Origin of the sequence: Streptomyces sp. NBC_00459 (assembly GCF_036013955.1) — a bacterium.
GTDB lineage: Bacteria > Actinomycetota > Actinomycetes > Streptomycetales > Streptomycetaceae > Streptomyces.
On record NZ_CP107903.1, the window covers coordinates 2,126,391 to 2,141,859 of the forward strand.

General features: G+C 69.0%; 13 protein-coding genes. All 13 read right to left on the reverse strand.

Annotation, left to right across the window (positions count from 1 at the left end; all coding sequences use genetic code 11):
- Nucleotides 1-35: 35 nt before the first annotated feature.
- Nucleotides 36-836 (reverse strand): rhamnogalacturonan acetylesterase, encoded by an 801-nt coding sequence (locus OHN74_RS09230; protein ID WP_327694040.1) that lies wholly within the window; start codon nucleotides 834-836, stop codon nucleotides 36-38.
- A 102-nt stretch (nucleotides 837-938) separates the two neighbouring features.
- The gene (locus OHN74_RS09235; protein ID WP_327694041.1) at nucleotides 939-2,276 is read right to left on the reverse strand and encodes an ABC transporter substrate-binding protein; all 1,338 of its coding nucleotides are present in this window, start codon (nucleotides 2,274-2,276) and stop codon (nucleotides 939-941) included.
- A gap of 51 nt (nucleotides 2,277-2,327) precedes the next feature.
- Nucleotides 2,328-4,352, reverse strand: a complete 2,025-nt coding sequence (locus tag OHN74_RS09240; RefSeq protein WP_327694042.1) for a pectinesterase family protein — start codon at nucleotides 4,350-4,352, stop codon at nucleotides 2,328-2,330.
- A 33-nt stretch (nucleotides 4,353-4,385) separates the two neighbouring features.
- On the reverse strand, nucleotides 4,386-5,927 hold the full coding sequence (locus OHN74_RS09245; RefSeq protein WP_327694043.1) for a glycoside hydrolase family 43 protein: 1,542 nt from the start codon (nucleotides 5,925-5,927) through the stop codon (nucleotides 4,386-4,388).
- The gene (locus tag OHN74_RS09250) at nucleotides 5,924-6,775 is read right to left on the reverse strand and encodes a PmoA family protein (RefSeq protein ID WP_327694044.1); all 852 of its coding nucleotides are present in this window, start codon (nucleotides 6,773-6,775) and stop codon (nucleotides 5,924-5,926) included. Before OHN74_RS09250 ends, OHN74_RS09245 begins: the two co-directional genes overlap by 4 nt.
- Nucleotides 6,775-7,950: a Gfo/Idh/MocA family protein gene (locus OHN74_RS09255; RefSeq protein ID WP_327694045.1), complete on the reverse strand. Its 1,176-nt coding sequence runs from the start codon at nucleotides 7,948-7,950 to the stop codon at nucleotides 6,775-6,777. The genes OHN74_RS09250 and OHN74_RS09255 overlap by 1 nt, the downstream gene beginning before the upstream one ends.
- On the reverse strand, nucleotides 7,947-9,245 hold the full coding sequence (locus tag OHN74_RS09260; RefSeq protein ID WP_327694046.1) for a pectate lyase family protein: 1,299 nt from the start codon (nucleotides 9,243-9,245) through the stop codon (nucleotides 7,947-7,949). Before OHN74_RS09260 ends, OHN74_RS09255 begins: the two co-directional genes overlap by 4 nt.
- Nucleotides 9,242-10,141 (reverse strand): carbohydrate ABC transporter permease, encoded by a 900-nt coding sequence (locus OHN74_RS09265; protein ID WP_371659093.1) that lies wholly within the window; start codon nucleotides 10,139-10,141, stop codon nucleotides 9,242-9,244. The genes OHN74_RS09260 and OHN74_RS09265 overlap by 4 nt, the downstream gene beginning before the upstream one ends.
- Entirely contained in the window at nucleotides 10,138-11,073 is a 936-nt protein-coding gene (locus OHN74_RS09270; protein WP_327694047.1) for a carbohydrate ABC transporter permease, read from the reverse strand. The genes OHN74_RS09265 and OHN74_RS09270 overlap by 4 nt, the downstream gene beginning before the upstream one ends.
- A gap of 100 nt (nucleotides 11,074-11,173) precedes the next feature.
- Nucleotides 11,174-12,922 (reverse strand): L-arabinonate dehydratase, encoded by a 1,749-nt coding sequence (gene araD / locus OHN74_RS09275; RefSeq protein ID WP_443060360.1) that lies wholly within the window; start codon nucleotides 12,920-12,922, stop codon nucleotides 11,174-11,176.
- On the reverse strand, nucleotides 12,910-13,821 hold the full coding sequence (locus OHN74_RS09280) for a dihydrodipicolinate synthase family protein (protein WP_327694048.1): 912 nt from the start codon (nucleotides 13,819-13,821) through the stop codon (nucleotides 12,910-12,912). The genes araD and OHN74_RS09280 overlap by 13 nt, the downstream gene beginning before the upstream one ends.
- Entirely contained in the window at nucleotides 13,821-14,486 is a 666-nt protein-coding gene (locus OHN74_RS09285; RefSeq protein WP_327694049.1) for a GntR family transcriptional regulator, read from the reverse strand. The genes OHN74_RS09280 and OHN74_RS09285 overlap by 1 nt, the downstream gene beginning before the upstream one ends.
- A 187-nt stretch (nucleotides 14,487-14,673) precedes the next feature.
- On the reverse strand, nucleotides 14,674-15,426 hold the full coding sequence (locus OHN74_RS09290; protein ID WP_327694050.1) for an MBL fold metallo-hydrolase: 753 nt from the start codon (nucleotides 15,424-15,426) through the stop codon (nucleotides 14,674-14,676).
- Between the last annotated feature and the right edge of the window lie 43 nt (nucleotides 15,427-15,469).

The window sequence follows — 15,469 nt, forward strand, 5'->3', positions numbered from 1 at the left end:
CTGGAGGAACAGGCTGGGGGACTTGGGGGAAGCGGCTACGCGGTGGCCGACGGCCAGGTGATCCAGGACTCCGGGATCACGTCGTCGAGGCGGCGCACGTCCCGGCGCGCCAGCACCCGGCGTTGCACCAGCCCGGCGGCGACGAGCCTGGCCACGGCGATGGCTCCCGGCGGGTTGAAGTGCGTGTTGTCCTGCTCGGTCGCTGTCCAGTTGAAGTACTTCTTCGTCTCCTCGACCCCCAACTCCTGCCAGAGCGCGATCGACAGGGCCTGGATGTCGAGCAGCGCCACGTGCTCCTCCTCGGCGAGCGCACGCATCGCCGCCGGGTAGTCGCCGTGGGTCGGCACCGCGTTGCCGCTCGCGTCGAACTTTCTCCGCTCGACGGAGGTGGCGAGCACCGGCCGGGCACCCCGGGCCCGCGCCCCGTCGATGTACAGCCGCAGATGGTCCTGGTACGTGGTCCAGGGCTCGGTGTAACGGACGGGGTCGGCGCTCTTCTCGTCGTTGTGCCCGAACTGGATGATCATGAAGTCACCCGGGGCGATGACATCGAGAATGACGTCAAGGCGCCCTTCGTCGAAGAAGCTCTTGGAACTACGCCCGTTCACCGCGTGATTGGCGACAACCAGATCCTTCCGAAGAAAGAAGGGAAGTGCCATTCCCCACCCGGTCTCCGGAGCGGCGTCAGCGTATTTCTGGGCGGCGGTGGAATCACCGGCGATATAGAGAGTGCGGCAACGGCGACCGGAATACGCCGAGGCGCTCCCGGAGGACGCGGCGACAAGAGGAACAGCGCCAAGAGCAGCCACGGTCATTTGCCTACGGCTAAGAGACACGACGTTGTGCCTTTCGAGAGGAGTCGGGCACCCGCGCCCCTGTTTTTAGGGGCGCGGGGAACTGCGCGACAGGCCACGGCGGACCCGCGGCCGGAAAGCGACCTAACCCATCTGCTCATTCCACTCGGCCTGCGCAGCATTGAGCTGCTCGGCCAGCGTGTCCAGGAATTCCTTCGCACTCATCTTCTTCAGCAGCACCTTCTGGAAGTTCGGCTCGTTGTCCGCCTTCGAGATCGTGTTCCAGTCGGGCAGGTAGTACGGCAGCTGGACGATCTTGATCGTGCCGCTGTTCAGCGACTCGGCCGCCAGCTTCGTCGCCTCCGCCGACTGGATCCACGCGTCCTTCGCCGCCTCCGTGTTGGACGGAATGGCGCCGGCGGACTCGTTCCACTTGCTGTTGGACGCGTGCGAGACGGCGAACTCGATGAACTTCCACGAGGCCGTCTTGTTCTTGCTGGACTTGAACAGGCCGAGCCCGTCAACGGGGTTGGAGACCTGAACCCGCGTTCCGTCGTCCTGCGTCGGGTTCGGAATTCCCCGGAACTTGCCCTTCAGCGCCTTCAGGTGGTCCTGGTAGGAGCCGAGGTTGTGGCTCAGCATGCCGATGTCGCCGCTGTCCCACTGGGCGACCATCTTCTTGAAGTCGTTGTTGACGTCGGCGGACGGCGTGTCCTTCTTGAACAGCGCCGTGTACTTCTCCAGCGCCTCGACGTTCTTCGGGTCGTTGACGGTGGTCTTCGTGTCCTTCCAGAACGACGTGATGCCGGACTGCCCGTACATCGCGTCCAGCGCCTGGGCGATGGACCCCTCACCGCCGCGAATGGTGTACCCGAACTTGTTCTTGCTCGCGTCGGTGAGCTTGTCGGCGGCGGCGTAGAACTTCGACCAGGTCGTCGGCGGGTCCAGCTTCGCCGCCTCGAACAGGTCGGTGCGGTACCAGAGCGTGCCGTTGTTCGCGGAGGTCGGAATGGTGAACAGTTCGTCGCCGCCGCCCGCGCTGCGCACGCTGTCGATCATGCCCGGGGTCAGCTTGCCGTTCAGCGAACTGCCCTTGAGCCGGGCGTCCAGGGGCTCCAGGGCGTTCTGAGCGGCGACGCCGGCGAGCATGGCCGCGCCGACCCCGCCGACGTCGGGCAGGCCGCCGCCCTGGATCGCGGTGTCGTACTTGGACTGGATGCTGTCGGACGGTATCCCGACGTACTTGACCTTGATGTCGGGGTTGGCCTTCTCGAAGTCGGCGATGATCTCCTTCCAGACGTCGGTACGCACACCGCCGTTGTTGTCCCAGAAGGTGATCTGGCCCTTGCCCGAGCCCTCGTTGCCCTTGTCCCCGCCCGCTCCGCTGCCGTCGTCACCGCAGGCGGTGGCGGTCAGGGCGAGCACGGATCCCAGGGCCACGGCGATGGCCGCGCGCCTGCTTCTGCGGATGCTGATCTTCATTGGTCGGCACTCTCTCTTCTGGATCAATCGGAACTATGAAGTTGTGGGGGGTCAGCGGCGGGCGTAGGGGGCCCAGCCATCCGTACCGTTCAGGTAGTCGGCCACGGTGTGCGTGATCGCGTCGGCCTCGCTCATCTGGGGCCGGTCGGCGGTCACTTGGGCACCGGGACCGTAGGTCCGGTACTCGGTGAAGCGGGCGTCCTTCCACGAGAAGCCGCTCATGTCGGTCCACGGCGAGGCCTTGACCGCGGCGGGCAACTCGGTGTTCCGGAACAGGACCTGGGCCACGGCGTTGGGCTCGCCGCCCGGGTGCCAGGGCCGGCCGAGGTGGAAGGAGCCGGCGGGCGCGTCGCTGACCACCTTGGAGCGGGTGATCAGGAAGCCGTACGGATTGCCCGTCCAGGTCGAAGCGGCCGTGATGTAGCCGTTGTTGGTGGTGGAACCGCGGCTCAGTGCGCGGATCACCGACCGCTCGATGACGGTCGTGGCGCGCCCGTAGATGAAGTCGACGTCGCCCTCGATGTACGAGTCGCGGACGTAGACCCGGCTGATCACGTCCAGCTTGGGGCTGTCGGTCATCAGGGTGTCCTGGTTGCCGAGGAAGGCGGTGTTCTCGAAGACGATGCGGTCGCCGGTCGTCTTCATCGCGAGCGCCTGCTCACCCTTCAGCTCGACCGCGGCCTCGTCGAAGTCGTTGCTGAAGGTGAGGTTGCGGGCGGTGACGTCGCTCGCGGCGATGCGGACGGTGGCGCTTCCCGTCGAACCGCCGTACTCGGCGGGTGTGTTGAAGACGATGACGGTGTCGGAGCGGTTCCGGCCGGTCCCCTGGAGCAGGATGTTCGACTTGCCGGCCGGGATGAAGACCTTCTCGCGGTACGTTCCCGGCGCGACGGCGATGGTCACCCGACTGGCGTTACCGGTGGGCACGGCGTCGACGGCGGCCTGGACGGTCGGGTAGTCGGCGGGGACATGGAGCGTCACCGCGGCGCCGATCCGCTGCTGCGGCCCGGAGAAGCGCTTGACCAGCGCGGGTACGGCGGCGGCCCGGTCCAGCCGGTAGGCGTAGAAGTCACGGGGGTCGAAGGCGCTGCCCCATGCGTCCTGCCGTCCGCTGACGTTCCTCAGGATCGACCCGCGCTGCACCAACTCGGCGGTGGCGTCGGCCTGGTAGGGGTGCTGGACGCCGTCGTAGTAGCTGTTCTCGATGACCATCTTCGTTCTGCCGCGCGACCAGTTCCCGTACGTCCAGACGGGATCGCCGTCCGAGACCTGTGCCGAGACGTAGTTGTTGTAGAGGTGCGCGTAGGCGCAGTTGTCGGCGGAAGGGTTGCGCTGCTTCGTGCCGGTGAACCAGTTGTGGTCGATGGTGATCTGGGTGAGCACGTTGGGCGTCCAGCCGATCCCGAACGCCTTGTTGTGGTTGGCGAACTGGTTGTTGGAGACGGTGATGTACTGGCTGTCCTTGCGGATGTCGAGCAGCCCGTCGCCCATGTGCGTGAAGCGGTTGTGGTCGATCCAGACGTGGTCGACGGTGTCCATCTGGATGGCGTCGAAGTCGGTCGTCTTGCCGTCCCAGTCGCCCTCGACGTACGAGTCGCGGATCGTCAGATTGCGGATGACGACGTTGCTGGTGCCGGGGTTGAGGTGCAGCTCGCCGTGGACGATCTCACCGGTGTCTCCGACGCCGATGATCGTCTTGTTCGAGGTGACGACGACGTCCGATCCGAAGGGCGCCACGGCGATCGAGCCCGCGACCCGGATGACGTACGGCTCCTCGGCCGCCGCGTACCTGACCAGCGAGGCCTGGTCGGTGACCGTGACGACCTTCCCGCCCGCACCGCCGGAGGTACCACCGGCCAGGGAGGCGAAACCGTGGGCCCGGTCGGTCCAACGGGGGGCCGCCGTCGCGGTGCCCTCGGCCGTGGAGGAAGCGGCCGTCACGGAGGTGACTGCCGTCGCTTCACCGGCCGCACCGAGGGCCAGAGCGGCCACCAGAGCCACCACGGTCGCCAGGGTTCTGCCGGCGGCGACCGGGCCACCGGCGCCCGGTAAGCGCTTGCTAGGGAAGTGCGTCATTGCGGCTCCCAACAGGCATACGAATAAGGTCAGTTATGGAGATACGACTCTGAACTGCGTGAACGTGGCCGCGCCGGCGTGTCCCCCGCCGACGGGCGCGAGTGCGAAGAGGCCGAGCAAGGCGCCGACCCAGCGCCAGGGGGTGGCCGCGAACACCGGCCCGGACGGCTCCCAGCCGTCCCCGGCACCGAGGTCGTAGGCGAACCGGCAGCGCGCCCCCGCCCCGATCCCGATCCGCAGCCGGACCCGCCCCTCGGGGGCCACCCGCGGATGACCGGCGTCCCGCTCCCCCTTGGCGACGGACTCCGCGAACCGGTGGACGAGCCGAACCGTCCCGTCGTCCGCACGCTCCAGGCCGATCCAGCCGAAGGAGTCGCCCAGCACGGCGAGCCCGGCCCGGGCGCCCGGCTCCTCGCTGTCGAGCCTCAGCTCCACCTCGACCACGCATTCGGCGCCGGGCAGCCGCTGGGTGAGGATGCTCGGGAGTTTGCGCAGGTCATGAGCGTCGGCACTACGTACACAGGTCAGCCGTAGCCCGTCGCCCGAGTGCTGGGTGGCCCAGCCGTCCTGCGGGTTGGCCGTCCACTGCCACTGCCGGCCGTACCGTCCGCCGGGGAAGTCGTCGTCGGTGGCGGGCGAGGCGGGCGGCTGCACCGGCAGATCGGGCTTGCGGTGTACGGCGACGGGGGCGCCGGCATCGCCCACGACGGGCCAGCCGTCCGCGCCTTCCTCGCCCCAGCTCATCGGCTGGAGGTGCACGACACGGCCGTACGGGCCGCGCTGCTGGAAGTGGAGGAACCAGTCCTCGCCGGCCGACGTGCGGACCCAGCCGCCCTGGTGGGGGCCGTTGACGTCGGTGTCCCCCTGCTCCAGGACGATCCGCTCCTCGTACGGGCCGAAGAAGTCACGGGAGCGGAGGGCGCCCTGCCAGCCGGTCTCCACTCCCCCGGCGGGTGCCAGGATCCAGAACCAGCCGTCGTGCCGGTAGAGCTTCGGGCCCTCAAGGGTGAACCAGCCGGGGATGCGGTCGCCGTCGACGATCACCTTGCCCTCGTCCAGAAGTCCCGTGCCCTCGGGGTGCATTCGGTGGCCGGTGAGCCGGTTCTTGATGCCCGAACGGGACTTGGCCCAGGCGTGCACGAGATACGCCTCGCCGGTCTCCTCGTCCCACAGCGGACACGCGTCGATGAGTCCCTTGCCCTCCTTGACCAGGTGCGGGCTGGTCCAAGGGCCGCGTATCGCCGGGGCGTTGATCTGGAAGATGCCGTGGTCGGGGTCGCCCCAGAAGATCCAGAACCGGTCGTCGTGGTGCCGGAGCGAAGGTGCCCAGACACCGCAGTCGTGCCGCGGGACCCTGAACTCGCCTGCCGGTTGCAGGCGTTCGAGGGCATGGCCGACGAGGGTCCAGTTGACGAGGTCACGGGAGTGCAGGAGCGGCAGACCGGGAGCCCGGCCGAAGCTGGACGCGGTGAGGTAGAAGTCGTCGCCGACACGGACGACGTCCGGGTCGGACCAGTCGGCGTTCAGGACCGGGTTGCGATAGGTCCCGTCGCCGAGATCGGCACCGGTGATCACGGGCTCACCGCCTTCCGTACGAGAGCCGCGGCCTCGCCCCGGTCGAGGCGCCCGTCGGCGACGACCGTGACGATCCGGCGTACGACGGTCTCGCCCGCACCGATCGGCAGCCGCTCGTCGAAGGCGAGCGACGAGCCGACCCCCGGGTACTCCTCGGCCCGGACGAACCACGGGTCACGGCGCGTCTGTTCGGTGGCGCCGGCGAAGACGAGCGTCCAGTTGGTACCCGCCAGCGCTAGCCAGTCGGCGCGGGTGCCGTGGACCGACGACTCGCCCTCGGTGGCGGCCGTGAAGACGTCGGGAGTGCCGGCCTCCTTGCGCGCCCGCCAGAAGAAGCCGCCGTAGGCCGCGCCGGGGCGGCCGTTGGTGGCCGGGCTGCCGATGGAGAGGGGGCCGGTGGTGATATTGGTGAGGGAGAAGGTGAAGTCCAACGCCCAGGCGGAGCCGGTGAGTTCGGTGGCGGCGACCGTTCGGCGCTCGCGCAGCAGCTCGCCGCCGCCGACCATCCAGCGCAGTTCCTCGACGAAGCCGTCGGGGTCGCGGAGCTGGTAGGCGGTGTGCCGCTGGGCACCGTGGTTGTCCAGCTCGGTCGGCCCCTGGTCCCGTACGTAGGTGCGCCCGCCCCAGAAGTTGTTCCCCTCGACGTCGGGTATGGCGACACCGACGCCGAGGTGGTGGGTGTGGTCGGCGGGGCTGAGCTCGGTGACAGCGGTGCCGGCCAGGGTGGTGACGGGGTGCAGATACGGGCGGGGCGCGTGGCGGAGCGGCAGCTCCGGCCGGCCGGTGTAGCGGCCGACCGGGCGGCCCGCGACCCGCAGGACGAGCGACTCGTTGGGCATCTGGTTCATCAGGTGCTCACCTCTTTCGGGAGCGCCCAGGAGGCGCCCAGCTCGGAGTAGAGGGAGAGGGTGTCGGCGGCCGCGGCGACAAGGCCGTCGATACCGGGGACCACTCGGCGGCGATCCTCGCCGGGCGCGAACTCCCACGCGTCCGAGGGGAGTTCGGCCGGGTCGGGAGCCTGACGGATCGCCTCCACGACCCGCATGAACGCACCGGTCACATCGGGCACCACCAGCAGTTCGGCACCCTCGGTGAGATGGTCGACGAGGTTCTCCAGCAGGTCGGTGCGGTCGTACTCGTACTCCTCCGGGCCGTGTCCGGAGCGCTGGAGGAGGACCCGGTCCTGCTTGTACCAGAAGGTGATCCGGCCGCTGGTGCCGTGCACGAGGACGTACGGGTCGTCCGGGTGCTCGGCGCACAGGGTGGCGGCGACGGTGACCGGGACGCCGTTCGTGGTGGAGACGCGGACGCACGAGGTGTCGTCGGACTCGATGTCGTTGGCGCGCAACAGCTCGGTCTCGATACCGGTGACGTCCTCGGCGCGGGTGCTGCCGGCGAGGGCGAGTCCGGTGGCGACGGCGTGCGCGAGCGGGTTGGTGAGAGCGCCGTCGATGACGTCCACGCCGTTCAGCCTGCGCTTGCCCGCCCAGGGCGCACGCCGGTAGTACGCCTCGTCGCGCGCCCACGCGCCCGCCCCGCCGACGCCGGTCACCGTGCCGATGGCGCCCTCGGAGACCAGTTCCCGGATCGCGGGCAGGGCGTGCGAGCCCAGCGACTGGAACCCGATCTGGCAGGCGACCCCGGCCGCCGCGACCCCGTCGGCCATCCGGCGGAACTCCGCGTACGAGGGCGCCGGCGGCTTCTCCAGCAGCAGGTGCACGCCCTTGGCGGCGGCGATCAGCGCGAGGTCGGTGTGGGTGGGGATCGGCGTGCAGATCACGGCGATGGCGGCGCCCGTGGAGTCGAGGAGCGCGCCGAAGTCGGCGGACTGCTCGGGCGTGCCGAGGCCCTCCAGCTCCTCGTCGGTCAGCGGGGTCAGCTCGCAGACGCCTGCCAGGCGTACGAGCCCCTTGTCCTGGAGCCGGCGGATGTTCGCCAGGTGCCAGTGCCCGTGCCCGCGTGCTCCCGCGAGAACTACCGGAACCGGGGTGACCAGCCGAGTGGTCGTCCGTGTCGTGTTCATGTGAGCCTCCCTGCGCCCGCGCCGCGTGCCACCTCTCGGTCGGCCGTGTCGGCGCTGTCGATCTTTGTGTGCAGGGTAGGCGTCCAGCCGACGTCGGCCGTGAGATCGCGCTCGCTGCCCGAGTTGTAGGCGTTGTAGATGGTCAGAAGATCGACCGGGAAGCCGTTGAAGAGGGTGCCGGTCTGGTGCAGGGCGGTGCCGTTCCAGCTCTTGACCAGGTCGGAGGCCTCGACGTGCCCCGGGGTGGTGAAGGCGTTGTTCTCGGCGTACACGGCGGACTCGGTGGAGACGCCGAGGGAGTAGCGGTAGTCGTCGCCGTGGTCGACCAGGTAGCGGTTGTTGTAGACGTGCACCTGTCCGAAGCGGACGCGCGGGGCGCGCTGGGTCACCGAGCGGAACTCGTTGTGGTGCAGGGTGACGCGGAGTCTCCCGCGGTCACCGGTGGCCGTGTCGCCGCTGCCGATGAGCATCGCCTTGTCGTGGTCGGCGAACCGGCTCCAGGAGACGGTGACCAGGTCGGAGGCGTTGGTGATGTCCAACAGGCCGTCGTGGCGCAGGTAGTTGCGGGCGAAGTAGGTGGGCTCGTCGGCGTCGGGGTGGCCCTTGTCGGAGGCGGTGACGTGGTCGACCCACACATGGGTGGCGCCGTTCAGCCAGATGGTGTCGTAGGCCGTCTTCCAGTCGCCCAGGCCACCGGAGTTGGGCTGCCAGACGGGGAAGCAGTCGTAGGCGTCCCGGAGTTCGAGGTTGCGGACGATCACGTTGTCCGCGTTCCTGACCTGGAGGCTCGCCCCCTTGAGGACGGCGCCCGAACCGAGCCCGACGATGGTCGTGTTGGACCCGACGGGCAGCACGACCCGCTCGGCCTGCCGGGCCGCCGCGACCTGCCTGGCCTCCTCCTGCGTGCCGCTCGGCCTGGTGGAACCCCAGGTGCGGGGGTCGTACGCGGCGAGGTACTTCTTCACGGTGTAGCCGGTGCCGTCCGCGTAGTCGCGGCAGCCCAGGTGAGCGCCATCGTCGTCCGTGTTGGCGTCGATCGTCCCCGCGACCCGGATGATCTTCGGGGTGGCGCTGCCGCCGGCGAGGGCGCGGACGAGTTCGGCGCGGCTGCGTACGGTGAACACGTGGGCGTCGTCCGCCGCCGCGCCGCCGGTGGTGCCGCCGTCGGCGGCGGCCCAGCCGTCGTTCGCGGGCAGGGTGTCGCGGCTGATGTCACGGGCATCGGCACCGGCCGGGGTGCTCAGGACGGCACCCAACAGGCCGATGGTGGCGGCGACCTGGAGAAGGCGTCTCATCCCTTCACCGCCCCCGCGCTGAAGCCGGTGATCAGCCACTTCTGGATGAAGGCGAAGACGATGACCACGGGTACGGCGGCGATGATGCCGCCCGCCGCGAGGGCGCCCAGGTCGACGCTGTCCGCGCTCATCAGGGTGTTGAGGCCGACCGGGATGGTCTGCTTGCCCTGGTCGCTGAGGAACATCAGGGCGAACAGGAAGTGGTTCCAGGAGTGCACGAAGGCGAAGGAGCCGACGGCGATCAACCCGGGCCGCAGCAACGGCAGTACGACGATGCGGAACGCGGTGAAGCGGTTGCAGCCGTCGACCCAGGCGGCCTCTTCCAGGGTGTACGGCACGTTCTTGATGAAGCCGCTGATGAGGATCATCGACAGCGGGAGCTGGAAGACCGTCTCGGCGATGATGACCGCGCCCAGTGAGTTGATCATCTGGAGCTGGGCGAAGATCTGGAACAGCGGCACCAACAGCAGGGCGCCCGGCACGAACTGGGAGCAGAGCAGGGCCAGCATGAAGGCGCGCTTGACCTTGAAGTCGAAGCGGGCGAGGGCGTAGCCGCCGGCGAGGGCGACGAGCGTCGTCATCACCAGCGTGGCGAGGCCGACGAGGATGCTGTTCTCGAAGTACGTGCCGAAGGCCCGCTCGGTCCACACCTTGTCGAAGTGGTCGAAGGTCATCGGCCAGGGGACCAGGGAGGTCGAACCGGCCGGACGCAGCGCGAAGAGGAGGATCCAGTAGAAGGGGATGAGGGTGAAGACGAGGTAGATCCCGAGGGGCAGGTAGATCTGCCAGCGCGGGGCCTCGTCCCAGGCGCGTCGCTGCTTCCTGGTCGGGCGCGGCGGCTCGGGAACGTCGTCCACGGGCGTGGGCACGATCACGGTGGCTTCCTTGGTGATCACTTGTTCTCCCCTCCGAACTTGCTCAGCCGCAGGTAGACGATCGAGAAGAAGAGCAGGATCACGAACGCGACCGTGGTGAGGGCCGACGCGTAGCCGAAGTTATGGGCGTCGACGCTGGTGTTGGCGATGTAGAGCGGGAGTGTCGTGGTCTCGCCGGCCGGTCCGCCGCCCGTGAGGGTGTAGAGGAGGTCGACGTTGTTGAACTCCCAGACCGCGCGCAGCAGCGTGGACAGGACGATGGCGTCCTTGAGGTGCGGCAGTGTGATGTGCCAGAACTGCTTGATCCGGCTGGCGCCGTCGACCTCGGCGGCCTCGTACAGGTCCTTCGAGACGGACTGGAGGTCGGCGAGGATGAGGATGGCGAAGAAGGGCACGCCTCTCCACAGGTCGGCGACGATCGCCGCCGGGAACACGGTGGAGGTGTCCGACAGCCAGCTGGTGCCGTACGTTCCGATGCCCGCGTCGGCGAGGTAACGGGTGATGCCTGTCTGGGAGTTGTAGAGCAGTACCCAGATCGCGGAGGTGAGCACGCCCGAGACGGCCCAGGGCGAGAAGACCAGCGCGCGGCCGATCGACCGCCCCACGAAGGTCTGGTTGACGATCAGCGCGAGCGCCAGACCGAACATCAGCTGCAGGCCGACCTCGACGACGACCCACTTACCGCTGAAGACCAGCGTGTCCCAGAACTGGGGGTCGTCGGTGAAGGCGTGCGTGAAGTTGTCGAAACCCGCGAAGCCGTTGCGCCACGGCTTGGTGGGGTTGAAGTTCTGCAGGCTGTAGTAGAAGACGCTGATGACCGGGTAGGCGATGAAGCCCACCATGAGCAGGGCTGCCGGTGCGATCAGCAGATAGGGGAGCCTTCGCGGCGTCGCGGAGGCACGCCGCCGCCGGGGAGGCGCGGGCGGTTTCGCCACGACTGCGGCTTGGGCCATGACTGTTCTCCGTTCTCGGTACGTCGTGCGTGCGTTGTGCCTGCGTCGTTCGGGAAGCGCTTTCTCCTTGTGCAGGGGTGTGCGCTGTCGGGCTCCGCGGTCAGCCCGCGTACGGGTCGCGCACCTTGCCCGGCCTGGCCAGGAACTCGAAGTCGCAGCCGGTGTCGGCCTGCGTGATCTGCTCGTTGTAGAGCGCGCCGTAACCGCGCTCGTACCGTTCGGCCGGCGGCGTCCACTCCGCCCGCCTGCGCGCCAACTCGTCGTCGTCCACGTTGAGTCGAAGCGACCGCTGCTCGACGTCAAGGGTGATGGTGTCGCCGGTGCGGACGAGCGCGAGCGGCCCGCCGACATGCGACTCGGGTGCCACGTGCAGCACGCATGTGCCGTAACTGGTCCCGCTCATCCGGGCGTCGGAGATCCGCACCATGTCCCGCACGCCCTGCTTGAGCAGGTGGTCGGGGATGGGCAGCATCCCGTACTCGGGCATGCCCGGGCCGCCCTTGGGACCGGAGCCGCGCAGCACCAGGACCGTGTCGGCGGTGATGCCCAACTCCGGGTCGTTGATGGTGCGTTGCATGGTCCGGTAGTCGTCGAAGACAACCGCGCGACCGGTGTGCTTGAGCAGGTGCGGCTCGGCGGAGATGTGCTTGATGACCGCACCGTCAGGACAGAGGTTGCCGCGCAGGACGGCGACCCCGCCCTCGTTCGCGACCGGCTTGTCGCGCGGGCGGATCACCTCGTCGTTGTGCACCTGCGCGCCGTCGAGCTGCTCGCGCATGCTGTCGAACGAGACCGTCGGCCGGTCCAGATGCAGCAGGTCGGTGATCCGGGAGAGGAACCCGGGCAGGCCGCCGGCGAAGTGGAAGTCCTCCATGAGGTACGTCTGGCCGCCGGGCCGTACGTTGGCCAGCACCGGAACGGTCCGCGCGATGCGGTCGAAGTCGTCGAGGGTGAGCCGGACGCCGGCCCGGCCCGCCATGGCGATCAGATGGATCACGGCGTTGGTGGAGCCGCCGAGGCCGAGGACGGTGGTGACGGCGTCGGTGAAGGCGTCGGCGGTGAGGATGTCGCTCAACTTGCGGTCCTGGTGCACCAGTTCGACGATCCTGATCCCCGAAGCGGCGGCCATCCGGTCGTGCCCGGAGTCGACGGCGGGGATGCTGGACGCCCCCGGCACGGTCACCCCGAGTGCCTCGGCGGCGGCGGTGAGCGTGGACGCCGTCCCCATGGTCATGCAGTGCCCGGGGGAACGGGCGAGCCCACTCTCCAGTTCCGTCATCTCGCAGTCACCGATGAGCCCGGCACGCTTGTCGTCCCAGTACTTCCACATGTCGGTGCCGGAGCCGAGGATCTCGTTGCGCCAGTGCCCGGGCAGCATGGGCCCGGCGGGCACGAAGACCGCGGGCAGATCGACGGACGCGGCGCCCATGAGCAGGGCGGGCGTGGACTTGTCGCAGCCGCCCATCAGGACGGCTCCGTCGACCGGGTACGAACGCAGCAGCTCCTCCGTCTCCATGGCGAGGAGGTTGCGGTAGAGCATGGGGGTCGGCTTCTGGAAGGTCTCGCTGAGTGTGGAGACCGGGAACTCCAGGGGGAATCCGCCCGCCTGCCAGACACCCCGCTTCACGGCCTGCGCCCGGTCACGGAGGTGCACATGACAGGGATTGATGTCCGACCAGGTGTTGAGGATCGCGATGACGGGCTTGCCGAGGTGCTCCTCGGGGAGGTAGCCGAGCTGACGGGTACGGGCCCGGTGACTGAAGGAACGCAGCCCGTCGGTGCCGTACCACTGGTGGCTTCTCAGCTCTTCCGGCGCCTTTCGCGCCCGGTCGGGCTTCATATCGACCATCCGGCGGCTATCTCGGCGATCTCGGCACGCTCGTCCTCGGGCAGCGCGCGGCTCGGCGGGCGGACGTCGCGGCGGCACAGGCCGAGTGAGGCGAGGGCCTCCTTGACGACGGTCACGTTGTTCGCGGAGGCGTTCGCGCCGCGCAGCTCCTCGAAGCGGCGGATCTGCTCCCAGACCTTCATGGCGCCCGGGAAGTCCCCCGACCGAAGCGCCTCGATCATGTTCAGCGAGACCGCCGGGGCGACGTTCACCAGCCCGGAGGTGAAGCCGGTGGCGCCGGCCGAGAAGTAGGAGGGCGCGTAGGGCTCGGCGAGCCCGGCCACCCACACGAAGCGTTCGAGCCCGGCGTCCCGCGCGAAGGCGGCGAAGCGAGCGGCATCGGGGACGGCGTACTTCACGCCGATGACGTTCGGGCAGACATCGGCGAGCTCGGCGAGCCTGAGGCCGCTCAGCGTGGCGTTGCGGATGTACGGGACGACCCCGAGTTCGGGCACGGCCTCGGCGATGGCCCGGTGGTAGTCGACCCAGCCGCCCTCCGAGACGTACGGGTGGATGGGCTGATGGACCATCACCATCGCGGCCCCGCTGTCCCGGGCGTGCCGGGCGGCTGCCACGGCGGTCGGTACGTCGTGGCCGACGCCGACGAGGATCACGGACCGGTCGCCGACCTCGTCGACGGTCAACTCGGTGACGAGGCGCCGCTCTTCGGGGGTCAGGGTGTAGAACTCACCCGTGTTGCCGTTCGGTGTGAGGGTGGTGATGCCGCCGTCGACCAGTCGGCGCAGCAGGGCCCGGTGGGCGGGCCGGTCGACGGTGCCGTCCTCGGCGAACGGAGTCACCGGGATCGCCACCACATCGGCCAGGGCCGCCCGTTGGGCCTCGAACGCCACGCCGCTCATCACTGACCGTCCTCTCCCTGGACCTCGGACTCCCCGGCGGGGAAGGCCCGTTGCACGAACGACTCGATATGGGCGTGCAGGGCGCGCGCCGCGCCGTCGGAGTCACCGTCGAGGGCGAGCCGCAGGATCTCCCGGTGCTCGTCCGCCTCCCGTTCCCAGGAGGGGTTGGCGGCCCAGGCGACGGCGGAGACCAGGGCGGCCTGGTCGCGCACCTCGTCGAGCATCCGGCCGAGCAGCGGATTGCCGCACCGGACGTACAGCGAGCGGTGGAACTCCCGGTTGGCCAGGGAGCGTTCGGCGGTGTCGGTGGCCTCGTCGGCCCGGGTGAGCGCATCCCGTGCGGCGTCGAGCGAGGCTCCTCTGCGCACGGAACGCTTGAGGGCCTCCGGCTCCAGCAGCAGCCGTACGTCGTAGACCTCGCGCGCCATGTCCGCGTCCACCATGCGCACCGTGACGCCCTTGTACTGGTTCATCACGACGAGCCCGGTTCCGGCCAGCGTCTTGAGCGCCTCGCGCACCGGGGTCTTCGACACCCCGAACTGTGCGGCGAGCTCGGTCTCGACCAGGGCCTGACCCGGCGTCAACTGCCCGGTGAGGATGCGGTGTTTGATCCCCTCCAGCACGAACTGCGTGCGGGACGGGATCGGCGTGGGCACAGAGGTCATGCGTGCCTCTCGGATCTTGACGGACCTGACCCATCGGATCAGATCTCGCGTATCGGATCTCACATATCGCGTCTCATATATGACGTACGAAGTACGACGGCTTGAAGGTAGGAGGGGTGCCGTGTTTCGTCAACGCTTCCGACAAAGAAAGTAAAGAAGACGCATGATTCGGGGGCCGCCGCGTGGGTCAGATGAGCTTCGTGGTGCCTTCGTACGCGGTGTCGGTGGGCCCGCCGAAGACGGCGGCGGCACGGTCGGTGGCCGCGTCGGGAGTGAGCGTGGGACCGACATGGGTGACGAGCAGCGAAGCCGCCCCCTTCGCGTACGCGCCGGCGTCCTCCGGTGTCAGATGCACCTGTTCGCCATCGCCATCACCATGCCTGTCGATGTCGGCCTCACACAGGAACAGGTCGGCGCCCCGGGCGAGTTCACCGAGCGCGTCACAGGGTCCGGTGTCCCCGGAGTACGCGAGCACTTTCCCCTGCGACTCGGCACGCAGCCCGTACGCCTCCATGCCGTGGGAGACGGCACGGGTCGTCAGACGCAGGTTCCAGTGCCGGACGGTGTGGCCGTCGTACAGCGGCCTGAAGTCGAGGATTCCGCTCAGGAAGCCGAGGTTGGGCTGCCCGAAGAACCCGGCGAGCCGACGCGCGCACTCACGCGGCGCGTAGACGGGAATCGGCGCGGGCGGGGTGAGCCCGCCGTACGCGAAGCCGTACACGGCGGCGAGCAGATCGGCGTTGTGGTCGGCGTGCAGATGGGAGATCCAGATCGCGGTGAGCCGTGCGGGATCGGTGTGCCTCTGCAACTCCGCGAAGGTGCCGGGCCCGGCGTCCACCCATACCTCGGCACCGCCGCCGCGCACCAGATAGCCGGAGCAGGGGCGCCCCGGCTCGGGATGCGGAGAGGCGGTGCCGAGGACGGTGAGGCTCAGGGGCATGCGGGGAGCGTACGGGGCGGCGCGGGCAGGCGTACGGGGATTC

What these genes read in the sequence shown, in the direction of transcription:
- OHN74_RS09250 (WP_327694044.1), bottom strand. Translation starts at nt 6,775, where the DNA reads ATGAACCAGATGCCCAACGAGTCGCTCGTCCTGCGGGTCGCGGGCCGC.
- OHN74_RS09235 (WP_327694041.1), bottom strand. Translation starts at nt 2,276, where the DNA reads ATGAAGATCAGCATCCGCAGAAGCAGGCGCGCGGCCATCGCCGTGGCC.
- OHN74_RS09260 (WP_327694046.1), bottom strand. Translation starts at nt 9,245, where the DNA reads ATGAGACGCCTTCTCCAGGTCGCCGCCACCATCGGCCTGTTGGGTGCC.
- OHN74_RS09270 (WP_327694047.1), bottom strand. Translation starts at nt 11,073, where the DNA reads ATGGCCCAAGCCGCAGTCGTGGCGAAACCGCCCGCGCCTCCCCGGCGG.
- OHN74_RS09285 (WP_327694049.1), bottom strand. Translation starts at nt 14,486, where the DNA reads ATGACCTCTGTGCCCACGCCGATCCCGTCCCGCACGCAGTTCGTGCTG.
- OHN74_RS09240 (WP_327694042.1), bottom strand. Translation starts at nt 4,352, where the DNA reads ATGACGCACTTCCCTAGCAAGCGCTTACCGGGCGCCGGTGGCCCGGTC.
- OHN74_RS09280 (WP_327694048.1), bottom strand. Translation starts at nt 13,821, where the DNA reads ATGAGCGGCGTGGCGTTCGAGGCCCAACGGGCGGCCCTGGCCGATGTG.
- OHN74_RS09255 (WP_327694045.1), bottom strand. Translation starts at nt 7,950, where the DNA reads ATGAACACGACACGGACGACCACTCGGCTGGTCACCCCGGTTCCGGTA.
- OHN74_RS09290 (WP_327694050.1), bottom strand. Translation starts at nt 15,426, where the DNA reads ATGCCCCTGAGCCTCACCGTCCTCGGCACCGCCTCTCCGCATCCCGAG.
- araD (WP_443060360.1), bottom strand. Translation starts at nt 12,922, where the DNA reads ATGGTCGATATGAAGCCCGACCGGGCGCGAAAGGCGCCGGAAGAGCTG.